This is a genomic window from Allobosea sp. LjRoot90 (genome assembly GCF_964254315.1).
Taxonomy (GTDB): domain Bacteria; phylum Pseudomonadota; class Alphaproteobacteria; order Rhizobiales; family Beijerinckiaceae; genus Allobosea.
On the sequence record NZ_CAXUTF020000009.1, the window covers coordinates 119,539 to 142,294 of the forward strand.

A 22,756-nucleotide genomic window follows, 5' to 3' on the forward strand; every position below is an offset into this window, starting at 1 on the left:
CTTCCAGGCAGAACTCAATGTCAGATCCCGGCGCCGAGCTGCGCTTGGAACTCCACGCTTTGCGCACCGACAGGCCGTCAGAACGCGTGAGGCAGGGCGTCCATGCCGCGCAGGTAGAGCCGCATCTTGATGTCCTGATTGTGGTTGCCGAAGCCGCGTCCGAAAATATTGACGCCCCCTGGGCGGCCCTCCTTGTCATCGATGCCGATGCGCAGCCGGATCGAATGATGGCGATCGAGGTCGAGATCCGTCGTGGCGGTATCGCTGAGTTTGCGTTCGCCGAGGAAAGTACCTTCGGCCGTGATGCGCCAGGTCGTCAGGATGCCGTATTGCGAGCCTTCGAGCTTCCACCAGGGTGGGGTATAGGTCCCGCGGCGGTCGCCATAGTCGCCGGGGCAGGTCCAGGTGCCGACCTTGCGCTCGTTGACCCAAAGGCTGATGTCGGACGGCCAGTCGGTATTCGTGCCCGGCACCTCCGAGGACATCTCCATCTCGAATTCGAGCGCCGTGATCGCCTGGTTCAGGACCTTGGCGTTGTTCGGGAACTTGTATTCGACATAACCGCGGCCGAACCAGATCAGCGCGGCCTGGACCCGGCGCGGATCGAGAAACAGCTCGGGCACGTCGAGCACGCCGAGAATGCGTTCGGTCGAGCAGAACCCGCAGGGCGCCGAGACGTTCGAGCTCGTATAGAGCCCGAGCGGCATCTCGACCTCGACAATATTACGGTCGCGGCTCGGATCGTCCGGGTCGAGATTGACGACGATCTCGGAATAGCGCGCTGCGCAGATCTTTTGCTGGCCTTTCGCCGCCTTGCCGAGCGAGGTCGAGATCAGTTCGGTCTCTTCGAGCACCTGGACATTGGTCGCAATCGTCGATTGCGGCAGGCCAAGCGCCTCGGCGATCTGGTTGATGTTCTTCGGCCCGTGCCGGTTGAGCAGTTTCAGGATGCGGAGCCTGACCGGGGAGGCCAGGCCGCGCAGCACCTGATATTGCCGGTCTGCGTTGACGACGAGGAAGCCGAGATCCTGCCGGCCCTCGGCGCGCAACGCCTTGCCGCCATTGCTGCGGCGTCCGCGAGGCGATGATGGCGGGCTCTGGTTCATCCTTGCGGGTGCCGTCCTGTCAGCTTTCGAGCCTGATCACATTCCACGAAGCCGGCTGCAATTCCAGAGTGACCCCGTCGGACTTCGTCGAGACACCCTTCAACGTCGCGGGCTTGACCTTGAGCGGCTCTTTCTTGCTGTTGACCGCTTTGAGGTCGGCATGATGCAGCTCGGTTGCCTCGGTAACCTTGAGCTTGCCGAAGCCGCGCGCATCGACCGTGACGGTGAGCCCGCCTTCCAGGTCGCGGTTGAGCAGGAAGAGCGAGACGCCTTTATCGTCGCTCACCACCGACGCCTTCAGATAGGGCGCGTCGATCGGATAGAAGAGGTCCTGCTTGCCGCGCGGATCGAAGTAGCTGGCCTGGTAGCTTTCCGACTTGACGATGGCCTTGAGCACAGTGCCACGCCCGAGACGGCTCATCTGGGCGAAGGGCCAGAAGATCGTTTGCCGCCAGGCCGGGCCGCCGGTTTCGGTCATGATCGGCGCGATGACGTTGACGAGCTGCGCGAGGCAGGCGGCCTTCACCCGGTCGGCATGGTTCAGGAGCGAGATGCAGGCGCCGCCGAAGACCAGCGCGTCCTCCATCGAATAGATCTCCTCGAGGATCGGGGGCGCCACCGGCCAGCCTTCCTTGACGCGATCCGCCCTGACGCGCCGGGTGCGGTACCAGACGTTCCATTCGTCGAAACTCAGCATGATGCGCTTGTCGGAACGGCGCCGCGCCGCGACCGCGTCCGAGATCGCCACCACCTCCTCGATGAACTGGTCCATCAGGTCGGGGCTGGCGAGGAAGGCCTTCGTGTCGCCGGCATAGTTGTTGAAGTAGGTGTGCAGCGAGATGAACTCGACCTGGTCGAAGGTGTGCTCCAGCACCTTGTCTTCCCAATGGCCATAGGTCGGCATGTTGCGGCCCGAGGACCCGCAGGCGGCAAGCTCGATCGACGGGTCGATCCAGCGCATCATCTTCGCCGCCTCATGCGCGACGCGCCCGTATTCCGTCGCGGTCTTGTGCTCCATCTGCCAAGGGCCGTCGACCTCGTTGCCGAGGCACCAGAACTTCACGCCGTGCGGCTTCTTCCAGCCGTGCTTGATGCGCAGATCCGACCAGGCCGTGCCGCCGGGGTGGTTGCAGTATTCGACGAGATTGCGCGCTGCATCGCCGTCGCGCGTGCCGAGATTGACGGCGAGCATGGGCTCGATCTTCGCCGCCCGGCACCAGTCCATGAACTCGTTGGTGCCGAAGCTGTTGGGCTCGGTGGTGAACCAGGCGAGATCGAGCCGGGCGGGCCGGTCCTTGATAGGGCCGACCCCGTCTTCCCAATTGTAGCCGGAAACGAAATTGCCGCCCGGATAGCGCATGATCGTCGGGCCGAGCTCCTTGACGAGCTCGAGCACGTCCTTGCGGAAGCCGCGCTTGTCGGCGGTGGGATGGCCGGGCTCGTAGATGCCGCCATAGACGCAGCGGCCCAGATGCTCGACGAAGGCGCCGAAGAGCCGCGGATCGGTGTCGCCGATGGCGAAGGCGCGGTCGAAGGTGATGCTGGCTTTTCTCATGACGTGACTCCGGGTGTAGCAACGGCTTTGCGTGGATGATCGGCACGGAAAGCTCCCGCGCTGTCGGGCGTGAGCACGGCGTCGCGGAGCTGGCGGGAATAGGGATGCGTGGGCGCCGAGAGCACGGCGCGCGCCGGCCCCTGCTCGACCACGACGCCCTTCTGCATGATGATCAGCCGGTCGCTGATGTAGTAGGCGGTGGCGAGATCGTGGGTGATGTAGACGATCGACAGGCCGAGTTCGTCGCGCAGCCGGCCGAACAGGTTGACGATCGACATGCGCAGCGAGGCATCGACCATCGAGACCGGCTCGTCGGCGACGATCAGCCTGGGCTTGGCGACGAGCGCGCGGGCGATGGCGACGCGCTGGAGTTGGCCGCCGGAAAGCTCGTGCGGGAACCGCCCCCTGATTTCGGCGAGCGACAGCCCGACTTGCCTGAGCGCCTTGTCGGCCTGCTTCTCGGCCGCGCTCTTGCCCGAGGCGCCGCCGAAGCGTTCGGCGGTCATGAACAGGTAGCGGTCGAGCTGCTTTAGCGGGTTGAACGCCTCGAACGGGTTCTGGAAGATCGGCTGGACCTCTGCCATGAAGGCGCGCCGCTCATAGGTTCCGACATCGCGCCCCCCGAGCCTGACCTGGCCGGAGCTCGGCGTGTGGATGCCGAGGATCATCCGCGCCAGGGTCGACTTGCCCGAGCCCGACTCGCCGATCACGGTGAAGATCTCCGGCTTGTCCGTTTCGAGGGCGAAGCTCACCTCCTTCACCGCCTCGACGCGTCGCGTCGAGAACAGCCCGCCGCGCGAGAAGCTCTTGCTGACCCGGTCGAGCTCGATGAGCGCGCTCATGCCGCCATCCCCGGATTGACTGCGTGACAGGCGACGCGATGGCCGGGCAGCGTCTCGACCATGGCTGGCACGGTCGTCGTGCAGACGGGCATGGCGAGCGGGCAGCGCGGATGGAAGCGGCAGCCCGGTGGTGGGGCGGCGAGGTTGGGCGGCGTGCCTTCCAGGCCCTCGCGCTGCTTGGTATCGCCGATGCGCGGCAGGCTCCCGATCAGGTGGCGCGTATAGGGATGCAGCGGGCGCGCGAAGATCTCGGGCGTCTCGCCATCCTCGACCAGCCGCCCGGCATACATGATACCGAGCCGGTCGGTCAGCGCCGCGTGCACGCCCATGTCGTGCGTGATGAAGAGCACACTCGATCCCATCTCCTGCTGGATCGTGCGGATCATCCCCAGCACGTCCTTCTGCACGACCACGTCGAGCGCCGTCGTCGGCTCGTCGGCGATGATGAAATCCGGCTTGCAGATCGTCGCGAGCGCGATGGTGACGCGCTGGCGCATGCCGCCGGAGAGCTCGTGCGGATAGGCGGCGAGCACGGAAGGATCGAGCTTGACGCGTTCCAGATGCGCCGCCGCCCTCAAGTCGAACTCGGCCTTGCTGCCACCGAGATGGCGCCAGGCGAAATCGCGGAAGCTGTGCTTGATCCGCCTGAGCGGGTTCAGCACGTTCATCGAGCCTTGCATGATGTAGGAGAGGTGCCGCCAGCGGATGGCGCGCACCACCTCCGGCGGCGCCCGCCCGACCGCGTCCCAGTCCGGCAGGAAGGAGAAGCGGGCCGAGCCGCCGACCATTTCGAGCGGCGGCTTCAGCAGCCCGGCAATCGTCTTGATCAGCGTCGTCTTGCCGGAACTGGACTCACCCGCCAGGCCATAGATCTCGTTGCGGTTCACGTCGAAGCTGACGCCGTCCACCGCCCTGACCTCGCGGTTGACGCCGAAATAATGGGTGCGGAAATGCGCCTGCAGGTCGCGGACCTGCAGCACCGGTGCCTGCTCGGCCGCGCCGCTCATCGGCTGCCTCCCATGCGGGCCAGGCGGCTGCGCGGGTCGATATATTCGTTCATCGAGACGGCGAGCAGGAAGAGGCCGACGAAGGTCATCACCACGAGCCCGATCGGAAAGGCGATCCACCACCAGATGCCGGCGACCAGCGCCGTGTGCTGATTGGCCCAGTAGATCATCCCGCCGATGGTCGGCGTGTTGATGTCGGTGAAGCCGAGGACGGCGAGGGTGACCTCGATGCCGATCGACCAGTTCATGTTGTTCATCGTGGTCGAGAACACGATCGGCAGCACATAGGGCAGATGCTCGCGCGCCAGGATCTCGTGCGTCTTCATTCCCGAGAAGATGCTCGTCTGGGTGAATTCGCGCGTCTTGAGGCTGAGCGCGACCGAGCGGATCAGGCGGGCGTCATAGGCCCAGCCGAGGCAGGCCATGATGGTGGCGAGCAGCGGCGTCGACATCGAATCGCGCAGCACGAAATAGAACAGGATCAGGATCGGGAAGAGCGGGATGATGATGAAGGTGTCGTTGATCGACATCAGCACCCGGTCGATCCAGCCGCCGCTGTAGCCGGCGAGCAGCCCGACGACGAGCGCGATCACCCGCGACAGCGCCGCGACCATGATGCCGAAGAAGAGCGTGTTGCGGATCGCCGCCGTGAGTTGCCAGAACACGTCCTGCCCGCGCGAGGTCGTCCCTAACCAATGGGCGGTGGACGGCGGCAGGTCGGGTGGCACTACATAGACGTCGCCCGCCGGATAGGGCGAGACGACGGAGAGCGTCGCCATCACAACCACGATGGAGACAAGGAACAGCCCGATCCGGAACTCCAGATTGTAGCGGATCAGGTCGCGCAGAATGGCCAGCATCAGCGCAGCTCCACGCGCGGGTCGATCAGCGGGTAGAGCAGGTCGATGACCAGGACCCCGACCGAGACGGCGATGATCGAGACGGTGGTGACACCGAGCACGAGCCCGTAATCGCCGGCATAGACCGCGTCGACGAGGAGGGTGCCGACGCCGGGATAGCCGAAGACTTTCTCGGTGATCACCGCGCCGTTGAAGATGCCGCCGAGCGACATGGCGAGCCCGGTCACCTGCGGCGCCAGCGCATTGCGCATGACGTAGGAGCCGAGCACCCGGCGGCTGTCGAGGCCGGCGGTCTCGGCATAGACGACGTAGTCCTCGGTCACGATGTTCGAGACCAGCGAGCGCATGCCGAGGAACCAGCTGCCGAGCCCGATCAGGATCAGCGAGAGCGCCGGCAGGATCGAATGCCGGGCGACGCTCGAGACGAAGGGCCAGTTCCAGCCCTGCTGCAGGTTCATCGCCGACCCGCCGGTGATCGGCAGCACCGGCCAGAGGAAGCCGAAGATGATGAGCAGCATCAGCGCGACGATGTAGTAGGGGATCGGGTGGACGCCCATGGCCACCACGCCCATCAGCTTCAGCGTGCGGTTGCGCTGGTAGTAGCCGGCGAGCCCGCCGAGCAGATTGCCCAGCACCCAGGTGATCAGCGTCGAGACGATCAGCAGCCCGGCCGTCCAGGGCAGCGCCCGGCCGATCAGGGCCGAGACCGGCGTCGGGAAGGCGGAGAGGGAGGGGCCGAAATCGCCGCGCAGGACCCGGCTCCAGAAGGTGACGTACTGCTCGGCCAGCGTCCCCTTGAGCCCGTAGAGCTCCTGCAGCGAGGAGCGCATCGCCGCGATCGCCTCGGGCGCGGTGCTGCCGAAGGACGTCACCGCCGCGATCGACTGCTCGACCGGGTCGATCGGCGAGGCATGGGTGATCACGAAGGCGAGGTTGACGCCGATGAAGACGACCACGACGAACTGGACCAGCCGCTTCGCGAAATAGGCAAGATAGGCGTTCATGCGATCCCGAAAGCTCGACCGGCCCGGGCGGTGCGCCGCCGGCTGGTGATTATCCTCGCAAGGAAGGTCGGGCCGCCTCCGAGAAGCGGCCCGGGCCTGTTCAGTTCGCCGGCTTCAGCCGCACGAACATGTAGCGGGAGTTGCCCCAGTTCGTGACCGGGTTCGCGTAGGGGTCGTCGGCCGTTGGGTAGCCGGTCCAGTAGGTCTGATCCATCGCGGTGAAGACGTTGTAGGCCATCAGCGGGATGATCGGCATTTCGCGGGTCATCAGCTTGACGTAGTCGCGGCCGAGCTCGACGCCCCTGGGATCGTCGAAGTCGATCTTGCGGATGTCTTCGATGATCTTGTCGAGCTCGGGATGGGTCCAGCGCTGCCAGTTGCGCAGCGGTTGCGGCTTGCCGGGCTCGGCGACGAACTGGGAATGCCAGCTGTCCATGAAATAGGACAGGTCCTGATGCCCGCCCCAGGTCTCGACGCTCCAGCCGATGAAGCTGTCGAAGTCGCCGGCTGCGCGTCGCGTCAGCAGCGTGCCCTGCGCGATGTCGATGCGCGCATCGATGCCGGCCTGCTTCCATTGCTGCACGATCATCGTGCCGGCCCGCGTCATCACCGGCCGAAGATCGCCCTCGACCATGAGCCTGACCACGAAGGGCTTGCCGTCGGGCGTCAGCCACTGGTTGCCCTGCTTGCGAAAGCCCGCGCGCGTCAGCAGTTCGCCGGCCGCGGCGACATTGGTCTTCCACCAGCCGAGGCCGAAGGAATTGCCGATCACCGCCGGATCGGAGGGGATCTGATCACCCATGGAGGGGCGCAGCATGTCGGCGATCTGCTTGCCGACCGTCGGGTCGTAAGGCTTGACCTTGCTCGTGCCGGTATCGATCTCAAAATCCTTGAGCCAGGCCTCCATCGGCTTGTGATAGGCCTCCGGATGGATGCCGGTCGGGGGCACGGCGATCGCCGAGATGGTCGCGGCGCCGCGATAGGCCGCCATCGACACCGCTTTGACGTCGATCATCAGCGCCAGCGCCCAGCGCACGTCGCGGTTCTTCAGGTTCTCGTTCTGGGTGTTGAAGATCACCGCCGGCAGGGTCGGATCCGGATGGCCGTAGGGGAAACCCTTGAACCAGGCGCGCGTGCCCTTGTCCTGCTTCGCCAGCGTGAACATGCCCTCGGGCGCGATGTCATGGATGACGTCGAGCTCGTGGTTGAGCTGGGCGATGACGCGCTTGTCGGGCGGGCCGGGATCGATATAGGCGAGGTATTTCGGCCCGGGCTTGCCGAGGCTGCCGAGCGAGGTGCGCTGCCAGTCCTCGCGCAATTGCCAGATGTACCACTTTCCGTCGGGGTCGAAGGAGTGCAGCGTATAGGCGCCGAGCGTGACCGGCTTGTTGAAGTCGAACTTCAGGGGATCCTCGACCTTGTCGAAGACGTGCTTCGGCAGGATCCAGATCGCGCCCCAGCGGACGGTAAAGTTGGTGTGGAAGCGGGAATTCGGCTTCTTCAGCTTGAAGATCACCGTTTCCGCATCGGGCGCCTCGACGGAGGCGACGTTGTTCGCCAGCACCGCGGAGAAGCGCATGTTCGCGTTCTTGACCTGGATGTCGACTGTGGCCTTGACGTCGGCGGAGCTGAACTCCACGCCGTCGCTCCAGAACAGGCCGCGCCGGAGCTTGACCCGCATCTCGGTGAAGTCGGCATTGTAGATCGGCTTCTCGGCGGCGAGCGAGTTATACCAGGGGCCGTCGAGGCCTTTCTCGGGGTCGATGTACCAGAGGGTGTCGAGCGCCGCCTGCTGCAGCCCGTTCGACTGGCTGCCGGCGTTGATCGTCCAGATGTTGAACCAGCCGGCGTTCTTGATCGTTCCTTCCGGATTCTCGAGGATCAAGAGCTCCTTGCGTGGAATGTTCTGGGGAATGCCCTGCGCTGTCGCGGGCGTGGGCGAAACCGCCATCGCCGGGGTCAGTATCGCAGCGGCAAGCAGCCAGGCGCGTAGACGCGTCATAGTCTCCTCCCTTCAAGCGGGGCGTTTCTCGCCCTTCATGACTGGGAGCTTAGGGGGCGCCGAAAACAGGGGCAACGACGGATTTGATCTATATCAGAAGGTTGGATATAGATAACATAAGATATTGTTTTTAAAGTGATTATTGCTTTTCGTTTGTCTTGTTCAGCTTCGATGGCAGGCGCGGTCCGTGCCGATGATCAGACATCGAGGGCTCTTTCCGAGAGCCGTTCAACATCGTTGCTGCGCGACACCGACATGTCGCCCCCGAGAATTTCCTCCAATCCGCCGGGCGCGAAACGCCTTAGCTCGGTACCTTCATGCTGGGTGGAGCTTTCATGCCGACTTTTCCGATCGTACTCGCCAATCATGCCGGCAGGTCCGGGGCCGGGCCGCTGTCTAAAGCCGATCCGTTCGCCGCTGGCCGAGAACTCGTCTGGAGCGGCGCGCAGGATCTGACGGTGGGGAGTGTCGCGTTCTCCGGCGCAACGGACATCGCGGCTTTCCCGCACACGGAAATCCTCGTCGTTGCTGCCGGGCGCCTCGATTTGTCGTTCGAGGGCGGCGACGGCCGCACGCTCCAGCCCGGCGAGAGCATCGTGATCGCGCGCGGCACCGCCCTGCGCGTCGAGGCTGCGCCCGGGACCCGCTGGGCCTTCTGCGCCAGCATCGGCGTGACGTCCGCAGCGCCCGGCGTGACGGAGCTGCCGGCCGACGCGCCACTTGCGCCCTCGTCTCCACCGCCAGCCAATCTTCTCGAAGGGCCGGTGCCGCAATGCCGGAGCTTCAACGCCTTCACCGACGAGGCGTCGCGCCTGCGGGCCGGCATCTGGGATTCGACGCCGTATCGACGCATATTGCGCCCGCAACCCGTCAACGAGCTGATGCACATCCTCGTCGGCAGCGTCACGCTCACCGGGACGGATGGGCGCCCGGTCCGGATTGCGGCGGGCGAGAGCGTGTTCGTTGCCCAGGGCACGCCATGCGCCTGGGACAGCGACGAGCATGTCGCCAAGGTCTACGTCGTCCAGGAGGTCGGAGCGTGAGCGCCGCGGGACGTGGTGCCATGGCCGGGATCGCCAATGGTTGAAGTCGACGCTCCGGAAGCGCTGACGCTACGCGCGATCGGCATCGGCGACGCGGCGCTCGGCGCGGAGCTGTCGCGGCGCGTCGGCTGGCCGTATCGCCGCGAGGACTGGGAGTTCGCGATCGGACTCGGCGGTGGCGTCGTCGGCGTGCGAGACGGCAAGCTCGTCGCCTCGGCCCTGTGGTGGCCCTATGGCAAGAGCCATGCGACGCTCGGGATGATCATCGTCGCGCCCGAGGCGCAAGGGGGCGGCATCGGCCGGCGCCTCATGCAGGCCCTGCTCGTGCAGGCCGAAGGGCGCTCGCTGATGCTGAATGCCACAGCCGCTGGTGAGCCGCTCTATGCCAAAAGCGGCTTCCGGCCCTGCGGTAGCGTACGCCAGCAGCACGGGCACGCGCTCGCCGTTGCCGCGCCGCAACTTGGCGCTGGCGAGCGGCTGCGCCCGGCAAGCTCCGCCGACCTGCCCATTCTGGAGCGTCTCGACCGCGCCGCGACCGGCCTGGAGCGCGGGCCGACCCTTGCGGCCCTGCTGGGATGTGGCGAGTGCCTGGTGTTGGAGAGGGCCGGCCAGCCCGTCGGCTTCAGTATCCTGCGGGCCTTCGGCCGCGGCCATGTGATCGGCCCGGTCGTGGCGGCTGACGAAGCCGACGCGCGTACGCTGATCGCCTGCTGGCTGCATGGCCGGACCGGCCAGTTCATCCGGGTCGATCTGCGGCTCGGCTCCGGGCTCGGGGATTGGCTGGAGCAGCATGGTCTTGCGCCTGCCGGAGACGTTGTCGCAATGGTGCGCGGCGATCTGCCGGCCGCGCCCGGCCCGGCGCGCCTCCACGCCCTGATCAACCAGGCGCTCGGCTGATGTCCGCGAGGTCGATACGATGACGCTACTGCTCAAGTCCGATGCCGCCCGCGGCGAGGAATGGACGCGGCTCTTGGCGGAGAAGGCGCCCGAGCTGCCGTTCCGGATCTGGCCGGATATCGGCGACCCCGCCGATATCCGCTATCTCGCCGCCTGGCTTCCGCCCGACAACCTGCTCGGCCAGTTCCCCAATCTCGAGCTGCTGGTCTCGGTCGGCGCCGGTGTCGACCAGCTGAACCTGGCGGACATCCCGGCGCAGCTGCCGATCGTGCGGATGATCGAGCCCGGCCTCGTCGACAGCATGGTCGAATACGTCACCATGTCGGTCCTGGCCTTGCATCGGGATCTCGTCCCTTACATCGCCGCGCAGCGGGCGCAGGCCTGGGCGCCGCTCAGGATCAGGCCGGCCTCGGAGCGCCGTGTCGGCGTGCTCGGGCTTGGCATGCTCGGCAAGGCCTGTGCGCTGAAGCTCGCCGAATTCGGATTCAAGGTCGCCGGCTGGAGCCGCTCGCGGCATGAGGTCGAGGGGATCGCGACCTTCGCCGGTGATGACGAGTTGCCGGACTTCCTCGCCCGCAGCGACATCCTGATCTGCCTGCTGCCTTTGACCGATGCGACGCGCGGCCTGCTTGGCGCCGACCTCTTCGCCCGGTTGCCGCAGGGCGCGATGCTGGTCAATGCCGGCCGGGGCGGCCATCTCGATCAGGACGCCCTGCTGGCGGCGCTGGATAGCGGCAAGATCGCTGCGGCGGTGCTGGATGTCTGCGAGCCGGAGCCATTGCCGGTAGGGCACCCGCTCTGGAACCATCCCAAGGTCCTGCTCACGCCGCATATCGCCAGCCGCTCGCGCTCTGAGGCCTCGCTCGACATCGTCCTCGAGAACCTGCGGCGCCACCAGGCCGGCGAGCCCCTGATCGGCCTGATCGATCGCGGTCGCGGCTACTGAAAGAGGTTCTCCATGTCGATCGTCGCTCTCGAAGACCGTGCCCTTTTCGTCGGCCGCGCCCTGATTGGCGGCGAGTGGGTGGGGGCTGCCTCAGGAGAGGAATTGCCGGTGCGCGATCCGGCGACCGGCATCGAGATCGGCACGATTCCGGCCTGCGGCGAGGCGGAAACCAACGCCGCCATCGCCGCGGCTGAGGCCGCGTTTCCGGCCTGGAAGGCGCGGCCGGCGGCCGAGCGGGCCGCCTTGCTGGAGCGCTGGCACGACCTCTTGCTGGAGCACCGCAAGGACCTCGCCCGCATCATGACCGCCGAGCAGGGCAAGCCGCTGGCGGAAGCCGAGGGCGAGGTGCTCTACGGTGCGGGCTTCATCAAGTGGTTCGCCGAGGAGGCGCGGCGCATCTATGGCAGCACCGTGCCGGCGCCGACCGCCGACCGCCGTATTCTCGTGTTGAAGGAGCCGGTTGGCGTCTCCGCCGCGATCACGCCCTGGAACTTCCCCAATGCGATGATCACCCGCAAATGTGCGCCTGCGCTCGCCGCCGGCTGCACGATCGTGGTGAAGCCCTCGGAGCTGACGCCCTATTCGGCGCTGGCGCTCGGCGTGCTGGCTGAGCGCGCCGGCTTCCCGCCCGGCGTGATCAACATCGTCACAGGCATGCCGCAAGGTGTCGGCGCGGCCCTGACGCAGAACCCCGTGGTCCGCAAGCTCTCCTTCACCGGCTCGACCCGGGTCGGCGCCCTGCTGATGCGGCAATGCTCCGACACGCTGAAGCGGCTGAGCCTGGAGCTCGGCGGCAATGCGCCCTTCATCGTCTTCGACGACGCCGATCTCGATGCCGCCGTCGCCGGCGCCATCGCCAGCAAGTTCCGCAATGCCGGCCAGACCTGCGTCTGCGCCAACCGCATCCTGGTACAGGACGGCATCCACGACGCCTTCGCCGATCGTCTCGCGAAGGCGGTGGCGGCGATGCGGGTCGGCGACGGGCGGCAGGACGGCGTCACCATCGGGCCGCTGATCAATGCGGCGGCGGTGGAGAAGGTTCAGGCGCATCTCGACGACGCAGTCACGCTCGGCGCGACGCGGTTCGCCGGGGCGCAGGGCGAGGTCGACGCCTCCCGCTTCGTGGTGCCGACCGTGCTGACCGGCGCGACCACGCGCATGCGGCTGGCCAATGAAGAGACCTTCGGTCCGGTGGCGCCGTTGTTCCGGTTCAAGCACGAGGACGAGGCGATCGAGATCGCCAATGGCACGCCCTATGGGCTCGCCGCCTATTTCTACACGGAGAACCTGAAACGCTCCTGGCGGGTCGGCGAGCGGCTCGAGTTCGGCATGGTCGGCCTTAATACCGGCTCGGTCTCGATGGAGGTAGCACCGTTCGGTGGCGTCAAGCAGTCCGGTATCGGCCGCGAAGGCGGCGCGACCGGTATCGAGGAGTATCTCGAGCTGAAGAGCTTCCACATCGGCGGGCTGACGTCCGGCTGACTGCCAGGACGAAGCACGATCTGCCGATCGCGCGCCTGAATTGGGCAGGGGATACCAAAGCGGCGCACCAAAGCCGCCGCACTGCCCGGCCAGCCGCTCCTAGCCTTCCAGACAGGCGCTATCGCCGTCAGAGGAGGACGAGGCGGTCCATGCTCCAGTCTGTTTCCAGTCCTGCCGCCCGAGCGGCCGAGCCGCAGAGCCCCGGCATCCGGCGGGCGCTGGCCCATATCGAGCGGCACTTCGCCGAGGCCGTCTATCTCGGCGAGCTGGCGGCTCTGGCGGGCCTCAGCGTCTGCCGTTTCGTCACGGTCTTCCGTCGCCAGGTCGGGTTGACGCCGCACCGCTTCATCTGCCGGCGCCGGGTGCGCTACGCCACGGCGCTGCTCGCCGATGGTGTTCCGGCCGCGCAGGCCGCGCTCGAGGCCGGCTTCTTCGACCAGAGCCATCTCTTGCGCCATTTCAAGAGCGCCTACGGCATGACGCCCGGGCGCTATCTGCGCGAACAGCTGCGCTCCTCGCCGTTGCGGCCCGGCCGGGTCACTTATCCGGCACCGGCTGCGTTCTCTCCCGTTCCAAGCTCCCGTCCCGCTTGAGGTCCCGCCATGAGCGTCAACTCCCTCGAAGCCCTCGACCGTCGCCACTGGGTCCATCCGGTCGCCAACTGGGCCGGCCACGAGAAGCGCGGCGTCACCGTGATCAAGTCGGCCAAGGGCGCGTTCATCACCGATATCGACGGCCACGAGCTGATCGATGGCTTCGCCGGGCTCTGGTGCGTCAATGTCGGCTACGGCCATGACAGCATCGTCGAGGCGGCGGCCCGCCAGATGCGCGAACTGCCCTATGCCACCGGCTATTTCAGCTTCGGTAGCGAGCCGACGATCCGGCTCGCCGCCAAGCTCGCCGAGCTCACCCCTGGCGATCTCGACCACATCTATTTCTCGCTGGGCGGCTCGGACGCGGTCGATAGCGCGCTCCGGCTGATCCGCTTCTACTACAACGTCACCGGCCGGCCGCAGAAGAAGCGCATCATCTCACTGGAGCGCGGCTATCACGGCTCGAGCTCGACGGGCGCGGGCGTTACCGCGCTGCCGGCCTTCCATGCCGGCTTCGACCTGCCGGCGGAAGGCCAGCACTACATCGCCTCGCCCTATCCCTACCGTAACCCGGCCGGAAGCGACGATGCGGCGGTGATTGCGGCGAGCGTTGGGGCGCTGCGCGCCAAGGTCGAGGAACTCGGCGCGGACAATGTCGCGGCCTTCTTCTGCGAGCCGGTGCAGGGCTCGGGCGGCGTCGTCGTGCCACCGAAGGGCTGGCTCAAGGCGATGCGCGAGATGGCGGCCGAGCTCGACATCCTCTTCGTCGCCGACGAGGTCATCACCGGCTTCGGCCGTACCGGTCCGATGTTCGCCTGCGAGGCCGAAGGCGTCGTGCCCGACATGATGACTATGGCCAAGGGGCTGACCTCGGGCTATGCGCCGCTCGGCGCACTCGCCATCGGCGAGAAGGTCTACCGCGCCATCGCCGACAACGCCCCGGCCGGCGGGCCGATCGGCCATGGCTACACCTATTCCGGTCATCCGGTCAGCGCTGCGGTGGCGCTCGAGGTGCTGCGTCTCTACGAGGAGGGCGGCATCCTCGCCAACGGCCAGCGCGTCGGGGCCTATTTCGAGAAGCGCCTGGCGACGCTCGCCGACCATCCGCTCGTCGGCGAGGTCCGGGCGCGCGGCCTGCTCGCCGGCGTCGAGCTGGTCGCCGACAAGCGCACCAAGGAGAAATTGCCGCGCGAGGCGAAGCTGTCGGACCATCTCTTTGCGCGCGGCTACGCCAACGGCGTGATCTTCCGCGCCTTCGCCGACGACATCATCGGCCTTGCGCCGCCCCTCTGCTGCAGCGAGGCGGAGATCGACCTGATCGTGACGCGGCTGCGCAAGACGCTCGACGAGGTCATGGCGCTGCCGGAGGTGGCGGCGAGCCTGGCGACGACGAAGGCGGCGTGAGATTTGCTTACTTGGCTATACCGCCGTTCCTTGTCGAGAGGACGCGACAGCCTTTAGGGTGGCGCAGCCGGATGGTGTTCGCCGTCTGGCTGCGTAAGGCGGCTCTGGCATGAGGCTTTCGTCGTGACACCGGGCGTGCGGCTCGACCGCATCGACATGAAGATCCTGATCGAGCTGCAGAACAACGGCAGGATGACGAACGTCACCCTGGCCGATGCGGTCGGCCTGTCGGCGAGCCCATGCCTGCTGCGGGTGAAGCGACTGGAGCAGGCCGGCTTCATCTCCGGCTATGGCGCGATCATCAACCTGCAGAAGCTCGGCGAGACGATCACCGTCTTCACCGAGATCACCCTGGCGGACCACACCAAGGAATACTTCATCCGCTTCGAGATGGCGCTCAGACGCGTCGACGAGGTGGTCGAGTGCCACATGGTCAGCGGTGGCTACGACTATCTCGTCAAGTTCGTCACGCGCGGGCTGACCCATTACCAGTCGTTGATCGAGACGCTGCTCGACCGCAATATCGGCATCTCCAAATACTTCAGCTACATCGTGATCAAATCGCCGATCCAGAAGCCCGGCTATCCGCTGCCGGTGCTGTTCGACCTGTAAAGTTCAGCCCAGCGCCTGGGTGACGAGGCCGAAGGTCCGCGCCTGGCCGCTCGGGCCGTGATTGCGGCCGCGGATCATCGTCGTCACCGTGTCGAAGACGGTCATGCCGCAATCTTCGAGGAAGCCGCCGAACTTGCCTTGCTCCTGGGCGGTGTCGATACGCAGGAACTGGCCGTCATGCGCCAGCATATGCGGCCGCACGAGTGCGATCGCCGCCTCGTCGCTCTCGGCGACGACCGGACCGACGACATGGCCACGGCCGAAGCGGCGACAGAGTGCGAAGCCGACGAGCGCGCCGTCCCGCTCGATCACCGTCCCGGTTGCGAGCTTCATCAGCGCGGCGATCACGCGCGAACGGTCGGCGCCATAGGCGTCGGCGTCGAGCCGCGCGATCGCGTCACCGTCTGCGGCGGTCGCCGGCCGGACGGCGAATTCGTCGGACGCAGCGCCCGAGGGCGCCTGGACGCGGCCCTGGTGCTGGAAAATGCGGCCGATCGGCTGGAAGTCGAGCGAGCGATAGAGCCGGTAGCCGGCCCGCGTCGCATTGAGCCTGAGGTCGCGGTCGCCCGCCTGCTCGAAGATCGTGTCCATCAGCCGTCGCCCGGCGCCCTGCATCTGCAGGCGCGGCGAGGTGATCACCATGCCCACCGTGGCGAAATGCGGCCCGTACGGCCACCACATCGCCGAAGCCAGCGCCCGGTCGATCGCGTCGCAGGCGACGAAGCCGTGGCCGACCTCCAGCACGAAGCGCCAGTCCTCCGGCCGATGCGGCCAGCTGACGCCGACGGAGAGCTGGTGCGCCTGGGAGATATCCGCTTCTGTCATCGGCCTGATGGCGAGCTCGTAGTCGAGCCGGCGCCGAGCCATACCGTGAGCCACTGTTTGCAGGCCTCGTTCCTCGAATGCGAGGTGACTATAGGCAGGCTCCGAGCTGCGGAGAACTGCAAAATTGTCCAATAACCTGCCCGGCAAGGCGGTATTCTCGGCGGAGTGCGGTCCGTGCCGCCCTGTCCGGAGCGCTGAGGCCCTGTCTTCCATGAAGCTCGAACCCTATTGGCTCGCGACGGCGCCAAGATTCACCGCCGGCTCCACCGCCCCGATCGCCGGCAAGGTCGACGTCGCCATCGTCGGTGGCGGTTTCACCGGCCTGTCGGCAGCGCTCGCTTTGGCCAAATCGGGGGCGAGCGTCGCCGTGCTGGAGGCCGGGCGCGTGATCGGCGAGGCGTCCGGCCGCAATGGCGGACATTGCAACAACGGCCTCGCTCATGACCTTGGCGGCCTCGCCGCCAGCCTCGGCGAGGACAGGGCGGTCGCGCTCTATCGCGCCTTCGACAGTGCCGTCGACACCGTCGAGGCGCTGGTCGCGCGCGAGGCGATCGATTGCGATTTCATCCGCACCGGCAAGGTCAAGCTCGCGGCCAAGCCGGAGCATTTCGCCAAGCTGGAGAAGAGCGCCGCCCTGCTGCAGCGCACCGTCGAGCCGAACCTGATCGTGGTGCCGCCGCACGAGACGCGCCGCGAGATCGGCTCGGACGGGTTCTTCGGCGGCCTCGTCCATCCGCGCAGCGCCCATATGCACATGGGCCGCTTCGGCGTCGGCCTGGCCGAGGCGGCGGCACGGCAGGGCGCGGCGATCCACGAGAACGCGCCGGTGACGGGGCTCGAGCGGCTGAACGGCCAGGCCCACCGCGTCGTCACCAGCCGCGGTGCGCTGGAGGCGGGGCAGGTGCTGCTCGCGACCGGCACCTCGCGCCGCGGCCCCTTCGCCTGGCTGAGGCGGCGCATCGTGCCGGTCGGCAGCTTCATCATCGTCACCGAACCGCTTTCCGCCGAGCGTGCGGCTGCGATCATGCCGACGCGGCGGACGGCGACGACGACGAAGAACATCGGCAACTATTTCCGGCTCACCCCCGACAACCGGCTGATCTTCGGCGGACGGGCGCGTTTTGCTCTGTCGAGCCCGGCATCGGACGCCAAGAGCGGCGCGATCCTGAGGGCCCGCATGCTGGAGCTCTTCCCGGAGCTTGCCGGCACGCGCATCGACTATTGCTGGGGCGGGCTCGTCGACATGACGGCGGACCGGCTGCCGCGTGCCGGCGAGCGCGACGGCGTCTTCCATGCGCTCGGCTATAGCGGCCACGGCACGCAGATGTCGGTGCATATGGGGCAGGCGATGGCCAGGGTGATGGGCGGGGACGTCAAGGCGAACCCCTTCGCCGGACTCGACTGGCCGGCGGTGCCCGGCCATTTCGGCCCGCCGTGGTTCCTGCCCTTCGTCGGGATGTACTACCGCTACCAGGACTGGCGGCACTGAGAGCCGGTCTCGCTCATGCTCACTACTTCAGCTGGAAATGACCGCCGAGACATGCGCGGGGAACCCCTCTCCCGGATGGGAGAGGGGCAGGGGTGAGGGACCGCCGCTGATTATTGAGGCGACGCGGCACCGTTGCGTCTTCTGCGGTTAGGGCAGGCCCTCATCCCTACCCTTCTCCCACTCGGGAGAAGGGTTCCCCGCGCTCTTCGTTCACGCGATGCTTCAGGCAACAGAGAACACGCGTCGCTACGCCTCCTTCTTCTGTCCGCTCATGGCGAGCAGGACGAGCAGGAAGGAGGCGACCGTCAGGAGGGTCGAGATCGAGGCGATGGTCGGGTCGATCTCGTCGCGCAGCGCGGTGAACATGCGCTTGGTCAGGGTCTGGTACTGACCGCCTGAGACGAAGAGCGCGATGATCGTCTCGTCGATCGCCGAGATGAAGGCGAAGACTGCGCCGGCGAAGACGCTGGCCTTGATCTGCGGCAGCGTCACGGTGAGGAAGGCGCGCAGGCGGTTCATGCCGAGGCTGCGCGCCACCATCTCCTGCGTCTTGTCGAAGCTCTGCAGGCCGGCGACGACCGAGGTGATGACATAGGGCAGGCCGAGCATGACATTGGCCAGCACCAGCCCGGTCAGCGTCTGGATCAGGCCGAGCTTGGCGTAGACGAAGAAGATGCCGATCGCGACGATGATGATCGGCACGATCAGCGGCAGCATCAGCACCATGTGCAGCGAACGCATCAGCCGGTTCTGGGCGTTGCTGATCGCATAGGCCGCCGCGGTGCCGAGCGGCGTCGCGATCAGCACGGTCAGCACGCCGAGCATCAGGCTCATCCGCGTGCCCTGCATCCAGTTCGGATTGCCGAAATACTCACTGTACCAGCGCAGCGAGAGCGCCGGCGGCGGGAAGGTCAGGAAGCGCGTGCTCGAGAACGACATCGGCACGATGATCAGCACCGGCAGCATCAGATAGATCAGGACCAGCCCGACGACGAGGCCGAAGGCGAGGCGCGGCAGCAGCGAGGTTTTCATTTCTGCCCCAGCATCTTGTCGAGCGGAATGATGCGGCCGACCGCGGCGAAGATTAAGAGCACGCAGGCGAGCAGCACGACGCCGACGGCGCTGGCGGCGCCCCATTGCGCGTAGAGCTCGACATTGCGGCTCACCACCATCGAGATCATCACGGTGCGCCCGCCGCCGAGCAGCTCGGGCGTGATGTAGAAGCCGAGCGTCAGCACGAAGACGAGGGTGAGCCCGGCGACGACGCCCGGCAGCGACAGCGGCAGGAAGATGCGCAGGAAGCTGTAGAGCGGGCCGCCGCCGAGGCTGGCGCCGGCGAGCATCAGCTCGCGCGGGATCTTCTGCATGGTCGAGTAGAGCGGCAGCACCATGAATGGCAGGAGGATGTGCACGGTCGCGATCACCGTGCCGAGCTCGTTGTGGACCATCGCGAGCGGCTCTGTGATCAGCCCGAAGCGTTCGAGCAGCTGGTTGGCAACGCCGGTGCGCTGCAGCAGCGCGAGCCAGGCATAGGCGCGCACCAGCACGCTGGTCCAGAACGGCAGCATCACGCAGGCCAGGATCAGGACGTTCCAGGGCCGCTTGGCGTGGGCCGCCGCATAGGCGACCGGGTAGCCGAGGAGCAAGGTGAGGAGCGTCACCATCAGGGCGATGCGGAAGGTCAGCGCGAAGCTGCGCCAGTAGACCTCCTCGGTGAAGATGCGGCGGTAATGCTCGAGCGTGAAGCCGTTGTCATAGACCGACTGGGCCGCCAGCCAGCCGACCGGGATCACCACCAGCGCGACGATCACCAGCACGGCCGGCGTCGCGAGCAGGGCCATCAGCGCCTGCTCGCGACGCTGATGGCGGAGGGATGGGTCGATCGTGCTGATGCTCATCTCGTCGCCCTCGTCATGCTCGGGCGTGGCCCGAGCATCTCCTGCGTCGGCTCACTTCTGCATGAACTGCAGCCAGCGCTTCTCGGCGGCTTCGCCGGCCGGCGAGGTCCACCAGGCATAGGACATCAGGGCCTGCACCTTGGCGTTCTCGGGCGCGCTCGGCAGCTCCTTGACCCGCGCCTCGGAGATGACCTTGGTGTCGTAGGCCTTCGGGTTGGCCGGGCCGTAGTCGATATGCAGCGGCAGGTTGGCCTGGTGCACCGGATCGACCGCCTCGTTGAGGAACTTGATCGCGGTCGGCAGGTTGGGCGCGCCCTTGAGCACGCAGAGTGACGTGCTCTGCAGGATGCCCTGGTTGTAGGTGTAGGTGACCTTGGCGCCTTCCTTCGCGAGGGCGCTGATGCGGCCGTTCCAGGCCATCACCATGTCGACCTCGCCATCGTTCAGCAGCTGTGCCGACTGGGCGCCGGAGGTCCACCACACCGTGATGTTCGGCTTGATCTCCTCGAGCTTCTTGAAGGCGCGCTCGACGTCGAGCGGGTAGAGCTTGTCGGGGGCGACGCCGTCGGCCATCAGCGCGGCCTCCAGCGTCGCCAGCGGGTGGTTGCGCAGCGAGCGGCGGCCGGGGAACTTCTTCACGTCCCAGAAATCGGCCCAGCTCTTCGGCGCGCTGGCGGCGTCCGGGAATTTCTTCAGGTTGTAGCCGAGCACGCTCGAATAGAACTCGTAGGCCACCGAATAGTCGCTGCGATACTCGGCCGGCATCGCCGCTGCGTTCGGGATCTTGCTGAAGTCGAGCTTCTCGACGATGCCCTGCTCGCCGCCGCGCAGGCAGAAATTGGTGGCGACGTCGACGACATCCCAGGTCGGCTTACCCGATGCGACCTGCGAGCGCATGATCGGCCAGGCGTCGGGCACGCTGTCCTGGTTGATGGTGATGCCGAGCTTCTTGGCGCTCGGGTCGAGGATCGCGATGGTCTGCGCCTTCTGATAGGCGCCGCCCTGCGAGACGAACATGATCTGCTCTGCGGCAGTAGCCGAGCCGAGCAGCGCGAGGGATAAGCCTGCAGCTGCGCAGGCCGTCCGGATCTTCAAGCTCTTAGCCATGTCCTGTTCCCCTGTTGTTGGATCGGAGCTTCGAGGCCTACCGTCCGATCGCGTCTAGAAACTGGTACCAACCGGCGACCAGACGGACGGCCGGCTCCCGAAGCGGGTAGAAGGGCACGGGCCGCATGCGGCTTATGTCGAGCAGCCCGACATCGGGGCGTTCGCCGCGCGCAAAGGCGGCGAGGTAGCGCCCCATCAGGCTCGACATGGCGACACCGGCGCCGTTGTAGCCCATGGCCGTCAGCAGGCGGTCGTCGACGCGCCCGACATGCGGCACGGAATCGAGCGTCATCGCCACCAGCCCCGACCAGGAAAAGGCCAGCGGCACATCGGCGACCTGCGGAAAGATGCCGACCATCGCCTTGTGCAAGGCACCGAAGGCGGCGGCGGAATCCGCCTTGCCGAACGCGCCGCGACCGCCGAAGACGATCCGGTCGTCGACCATGCGAAACCAGCGCATCATCCGCTTGGTCTCGGTATAGGTCCGCCGCGTCGGCATCACGCTGGCGGCGAGGCCCAGCGGGAGCCTGTCGGTCGCGATGATCGCACTGCGGAATGGGATCAGCGTGCGCTGGTACGCGCGGGTCGCGGGCGTCAGGTCGGAATAGCTGTTGGTCGCGACGATCGCCTGCTTGGCCCGCACGGTGCCTCGCGGCGTCTCGACCAGCACGCCGTCACGCTCGCGCTTGAGGCGGAGCGCCGGCGTGTGGCTGTGCACGGGGATGCCCTGCGAGGCCACGCTGCGCGCGAGGCCGCGCAGATAGTTGAGCGGATGGATGCCGCCCGAACCGGCATTGAGTACGCCGCCGACGAAGCCGGCGGAGCCCGTCTCCTCGCGCACCTGTCCGGCATCGAGCACGGTCATCGTGGTGTCGCCGAGTTCGGCGCGAAGCCACTGCGCTTCCTTCACCGCATAGGCCAGCGTTTCGTGGTTGTGCGCGGCCTTGACCTGGCCGGCGCGGGTCAATCCGGCATCATGGATGCCGCAGGCGTCGACCAGCTCGGCGACGATATCGGTCGCCTCATGGGCGATATCGTACATTCTTTTCGCCATGCCCCGGCCATGGGCGGCGGCGATGGCCGGGAAGGACAGGCGGAACTTGGCGGTGATGACCCCGCCATTGCGCCCGCTCGCGCCCCAGCCGGGTTCGTTCGCCTCGAGCACCAGCGGCGCAAGGCCGCTGGTGGCGAGATGATGGGCGGCCGAGAGCCCGGTATAGCCGGCGCCGATGATCACGACGTCGGCCTGCGCGTCGCCGGCAAGCGGCGGCAGGGCAGGCAGCGGCGCAGCCGTCGCCCGCCAGAGCGAGGGAGCGGCGTCGAGGGCCTGCCAGGATGTCGGCGCGGCCGTCACAGGGATCAGGCCCGTGCCGCCTCGACCGCGTCGGCAAGCGCCTTCAGCGTCGGGAAATGAAAATCGGGCTGCGCGATCTCGGGCACCGCCGGCGTGCCACCGAAGCCCTTCTGGCCTTGGCGCCGCTCGATCCAGCAGGTGGCATAGCCGAGCGATTTGGCGACGCGGATGTCGTGATACTGGCTCTGCGCGACGTGGAGGATTTCCTCCTGCTTGTAGCCGAAGGCCGATTGCCGGCCGCGGTTGAAGGCGAAGTAGAGCGGATCGGGCTTGGGGTGGATCGCCTCGTCGGCGGTGATGCTGTCGTGGAAGGGATTGCCGAGCGTGTGCGAGTAGCAGGTGAAGCTCGGGCGGTCGGCATTGGTCATCGCCACCAGCCGGTAGTGCCGGCGCAGCCGCGCCAGCGCCGCGGTCGAATCCGGGAAGGCTGGGTGGCGCAGGATGGCGAGCTGGAAGGCGTCGGCCGTGGCATCGTCATGCGGCAGGCCGAGTTCCTTGGCGAGGTGGATGTAGACCAGCTTCATCACTTCGCTGGAGCGCTCGTAATGCAGCTCGCGGCCCTTGAGGTAAGGCGCGAAGATCTCGTCGTCGCTGAGCTTGGCGGCGGCCGGACCGCCGAGGCGCCGGACCGCGCCGAGGACGCCGGCCTCGAAGTCGATCAGCGTGCCGACGACGTCGAATGTGAGAACCTTGAAATCGCTGAGGGCCATGGTCTGGTGTCTCTGCTGGG

21 protein-coding genes are annotated in these 22,756 nt (G+C 66.9%); 8 read left to right on the forward strand and 13 right to left on the reverse strand.

Annotated features, from left to right (window positions below; genetic code table 11):
• Window positions 1-77: 77 nt before the first annotated feature.
• The 7 genes from ACSQ3M_RS25415 to ACSQ3M_RS25445 form a co-directional block, all read right to left on the reverse strand.
• Entirely contained in the window at window positions 78-1,106 is a 1,029-nt protein-coding gene (locus ACSQ3M_RS25415; RefSeq protein ID WP_436152858.1) for an ArsR/SmtB family transcription factor, read from the reverse strand.
• A gap of 19 nt (window positions 1,107-1,125) precedes the next feature.
• On the reverse strand, window positions 1,126-2,661 hold the full coding sequence (arfA, locus tag ACSQ3M_RS25420; RefSeq protein ID WP_436152859.1) for an arabinosylfuranosidase ArfA: 1,536 nt from the start codon (window positions 2,659-2,661) through the stop codon (window positions 1,126-1,128).
• A complete protein-coding gene (locus tag ACSQ3M_RS25425; protein ID WP_436152860.1) occupies window positions 2,658-3,503 on the reverse strand; it encodes an ABC transporter ATP-binding protein in 846 nt (281 codons plus the stop codon). The genes arfA and ACSQ3M_RS25425 overlap by 4 nt, the downstream gene beginning before the upstream one ends.
• Window positions 3,500-4,510: an ABC transporter ATP-binding protein gene (locus tag ACSQ3M_RS25430; RefSeq protein WP_436152861.1), complete on the reverse strand. Its 1,011-nt coding sequence runs from the start codon at window positions 4,508-4,510 to the stop codon at window positions 3,500-3,502. The genes ACSQ3M_RS25425 and ACSQ3M_RS25430 overlap by 4 nt, the downstream gene beginning before the upstream one ends.
• Window positions 4,507-5,370 (reverse strand): ABC transporter permease, encoded by an 864-nt coding sequence (locus tag ACSQ3M_RS25435; RefSeq protein ID WP_436152862.1) that lies wholly within the window; start codon window positions 5,368-5,370, stop codon window positions 4,507-4,509. The genes ACSQ3M_RS25430 and ACSQ3M_RS25435 overlap by 4 nt, the downstream gene beginning before the upstream one ends.
• Entirely contained in the window at window positions 5,370-6,374 is a 1,005-nt protein-coding gene (locus tag ACSQ3M_RS25440; protein ID WP_436152863.1) for an ABC transporter permease, read from the reverse strand. Before ACSQ3M_RS25440 ends, ACSQ3M_RS25435 begins: the two co-directional genes overlap by 1 nt.
• A 100-nt stretch (window positions 6,375-6,474) precedes the next feature.
• Window positions 6,475-8,325 carry an ABC transporter substrate-binding protein gene (locus ACSQ3M_RS25445; RefSeq protein ID WP_436152919.1) on the reverse strand — a complete coding sequence of 617 codons (1,851 nt, stop codon included), beginning with the start codon at window positions 8,323-8,325 and terminating at the stop codon, window positions 6,475-6,477.
• A 386-nt stretch (window positions 8,326-8,711) separates the two neighbouring features.
• On the opposite strand from ACSQ3M_RS25445, the gene ACSQ3M_RS25450 reads away from it, so the two are divergent.
• The 7 genes from ACSQ3M_RS25450 (at window position 8,712) to ACSQ3M_RS25480 (ending at window position 15,353) form a co-directional block, all read left to right on the forward strand.
• Window positions 8,712-9,419: a cupin domain-containing protein gene (locus tag ACSQ3M_RS25450; protein WP_436152864.1), complete on the forward strand. Its 708-nt coding sequence runs from the start codon at window positions 8,712-8,714 to the stop codon at window positions 9,417-9,419.
• Window positions 9,420-9,455: 36 nt separating this feature from the next.
• On the forward strand, window positions 9,456-10,316 hold the full coding sequence (locus ACSQ3M_RS25455; protein WP_436152865.1) for a GNAT family N-acetyltransferase: 861 nt from the start codon (window positions 9,456-9,458) through the stop codon (window positions 10,314-10,316).
• A gap of 19 nt (window positions 10,317-10,335) precedes the next feature.
• Window positions 10,336-11,262, forward strand: coding sequence for a 2-hydroxyacid dehydrogenase (locus ACSQ3M_RS25460; RefSeq protein WP_436152866.1), 927 nt, complete (start codon window positions 10,336-10,338; stop codon window positions 11,260-11,262).
• A gap of 12 nt (window positions 11,263-11,274) precedes the next feature.
• Complete coding sequence (locus ACSQ3M_RS25465; protein ID WP_436152867.1) at window positions 11,275-12,744, forward strand: NAD-dependent succinate-semialdehyde dehydrogenase; 1,470 nt, start codon at window positions 11,275-11,277, stop codon at window positions 12,742-12,744.
• A 149-nt stretch (window positions 12,745-12,893) separates the two neighbouring features.
• The gene (locus ACSQ3M_RS25470; protein WP_436152868.1) at window positions 12,894-13,337 is read left to right on the forward strand and encodes a helix-turn-helix domain-containing protein; all 444 of its coding nucleotides are present in this window, start codon (window positions 12,894-12,896) and stop codon (window positions 13,335-13,337) included.
• Between the two features lie 9 nt (window positions 13,338-13,346).
• On the forward strand, window positions 13,347-14,741 hold the full coding sequence (locus tag ACSQ3M_RS25475) for an aminotransferase class III-fold pyridoxal phosphate-dependent enzyme (protein WP_436152869.1): 1,395 nt from the start codon (window positions 13,347-13,349) through the stop codon (window positions 14,739-14,741).
• A gap of 135 nt (window positions 14,742-14,876) precedes the next feature.
• Entirely contained in the window at window positions 14,877-15,353 is a 477-nt protein-coding gene (locus ACSQ3M_RS25480) for an Lrp/AsnC family transcriptional regulator (RefSeq protein WP_436097952.1), read from the forward strand.
• Between the two features lie 3 nt (window positions 15,354-15,356).
• Here the strand turns inward: ACSQ3M_RS25480 and ACSQ3M_RS25485 are convergent, their stop codons facing one another.
• On the reverse strand, window positions 15,357-16,220 hold the full coding sequence (locus ACSQ3M_RS25485) for a GNAT family N-acetyltransferase (RefSeq protein WP_436152870.1): 864 nt from the start codon (window positions 16,218-16,220) through the stop codon (window positions 15,357-15,359).
• A 169-nt stretch (window positions 16,221-16,389) separates the two neighbouring features.
• Here ACSQ3M_RS25485 and ACSQ3M_RS25490 point away from each other — a divergent pair, with 169 nt between their 5' ends.
• Window positions 16,390-17,667 carry an NAD(P)/FAD-dependent oxidoreductase gene (locus ACSQ3M_RS25490; RefSeq protein WP_436152871.1) on the forward strand — a complete coding sequence of 426 codons (1,278 nt, stop codon included), beginning with the start codon at window positions 16,390-16,392 and terminating at the stop codon, window positions 17,665-17,667.
• 246 nt (window positions 17,668-17,913) lie between these two features.
• On the opposite strand, the gene ACSQ3M_RS25495 is transcribed toward ACSQ3M_RS25490, so the two are convergent.
• From ACSQ3M_RS25495 to ACSQ3M_RS25515, 5 genes are read right to left on the reverse strand one after another with little or no spacing between them, the layout of a single operon-like run.
• Window positions 17,914-18,699, reverse strand: a complete 786-nt coding sequence (locus ACSQ3M_RS25495; RefSeq protein WP_436152872.1) for an ABC transporter permease — start codon at window positions 18,697-18,699, stop codon at window positions 17,914-17,916.
• Window positions 18,696-19,565: an ABC transporter permease gene (locus ACSQ3M_RS25500; RefSeq protein ID WP_436152873.1), complete on the reverse strand. Its 870-nt coding sequence runs from the start codon at window positions 19,563-19,565 to the stop codon at window positions 18,696-18,698. Before ACSQ3M_RS25500 ends, ACSQ3M_RS25495 begins: the two co-directional genes overlap by 4 nt.
• A 51-nt stretch (window positions 19,566-19,616) precedes the next feature.
• Complete coding sequence (locus ACSQ3M_RS25505) at window positions 19,617-20,672, reverse strand: ABC transporter substrate-binding protein (protein ID WP_436152874.1); 1,056 nt, start codon at window positions 20,670-20,672, stop codon at window positions 19,617-19,619.
• Window positions 20,673-20,709: 37 nt separating this feature from the next.
• Window positions 20,710-22,026, reverse strand: a complete 1,317-nt coding sequence (locus ACSQ3M_RS25510; protein WP_436152875.1) for an NAD(P)/FAD-dependent oxidoreductase — start codon at window positions 22,024-22,026, stop codon at window positions 20,710-20,712.
• Between the two features lie 5 nt (window positions 22,027-22,031).
• Window positions 22,032-22,736: an HAD-IA family hydrolase gene (locus ACSQ3M_RS25515; RefSeq protein WP_436152876.1), complete on the reverse strand. Its 705-nt coding sequence runs from the start codon at window positions 22,734-22,736 to the stop codon at window positions 22,032-22,034.
• Between the last annotated feature and the right edge of the window lie 20 nt (window positions 22,737-22,756).

Coding starts and splice junctions, on each gene's coding strand:
- ACSQ3M_RS25495 (WP_436152872.1), bottom strand. CDS start 18,699: ATGAAAACCTCGCTGCTGCCGCGCCTCGCCTTCGGCCTCGTCGTCGGG.
- ACSQ3M_RS25490 (WP_436152871.1), top strand. CDS start 16,390: ATGAAGCTCGAACCCTATTGGCTCGCGACGGCGCCAAGATTCACCGCC.
- ACSQ3M_RS25425 (WP_436152860.1), bottom strand. CDS start 3,503: ATGAGCGCGCTCATCGAGCTCGACCGGGTCAGCAAGAGCTTCTCGCGC.
- ACSQ3M_RS25440 (WP_436152863.1), bottom strand. CDS start 6,374: ATGAACGCCTATCTTGCCTATTTCGCGAAGCGGCTGGTCCAGTTCGTC.
- ACSQ3M_RS25505 (WP_436152874.1), bottom strand. CDS start 20,672: ATGGCTAAGAGCTTGAAGATCCGGACGGCCTGCGCAGCTGCAGGCTTA.
- ACSQ3M_RS25435 (WP_436152862.1), bottom strand. CDS start 5,370: ATGCTGGCCATTCTGCGCGACCTGATCCGCTACAATCTGGAGTTCCGG.
- arfA (WP_436152859.1), bottom strand. CDS start 2,661: ATGAGAAAAGCCAGCATCACCTTCGACCGCGCCTTCGCCATCGGCGAC.
- ACSQ3M_RS25415 (WP_436152858.1), bottom strand. CDS start 1,106: ATGAACCAGAGCCCGCCATCATCGCCTCGCGGACGCCGCAGCAATGGC.
- ACSQ3M_RS25455 (WP_436152865.1), top strand. CDS start 9,456: ATGGTTGAAGTCGACGCTCCGGAAGCGCTGACGCTACGCGCGATCGGC.
- ACSQ3M_RS25430 (WP_436152861.1), bottom strand. CDS start 4,510: ATGAGCGGCGCGGCCGAGCAGGCACCGGTGCTGCAGGTCCGCGACCTG.
- ACSQ3M_RS25460 (WP_436152866.1), top strand. CDS start 10,336: ATGACGCTACTGCTCAAGTCCGATGCCGCCCGCGGCGAGGAATGGACG.
- ACSQ3M_RS25475 (WP_436152869.1), top strand. CDS start 13,347: ATGAGCGTCAACTCCCTCGAAGCCCTCGACCGTCGCCACTGGGTCCAT.
- ACSQ3M_RS25450 (WP_436152864.1), top strand. CDS start 8,712: ATGCCGACTTTTCCGATCGTACTCGCCAATCATGCCGGCAGGTCCGGG.
- ACSQ3M_RS25515 (WP_436152876.1), bottom strand. CDS start 22,736: ATGGCCCTCAGCGATTTCAAGGTTCTCACATTCGACGTCGTCGGCACG.
- ACSQ3M_RS25470 (WP_436152868.1), top strand. CDS start 12,894: ATGCTCCAGTCTGTTTCCAGTCCTGCCGCCCGAGCGGCCGAGCCGCAG.
- ACSQ3M_RS25500 (WP_436152873.1), bottom strand. CDS start 19,565: ATGAGCATCAGCACGATCGACCCATCCCTCCGCCATCAGCGTCGCGAG.
- ACSQ3M_RS25445 (WP_436152919.1), bottom strand. CDS start 8,325: ATGGCGGTTTCGCCCACGCCCGCGACAGCGCAGGGCATTCCCCAGAAC.
- ACSQ3M_RS25465 (WP_436152867.1), top strand. CDS start 11,275: ATGTCGATCGTCGCTCTCGAAGACCGTGCCCTTTTCGTCGGCCGCGCC.
- ACSQ3M_RS25485 (WP_436152870.1), bottom strand. CDS start 16,220: ATGGCTCGGCGCCGGCTCGACTACGAGCTCGCCATCAGGCCGATGACA.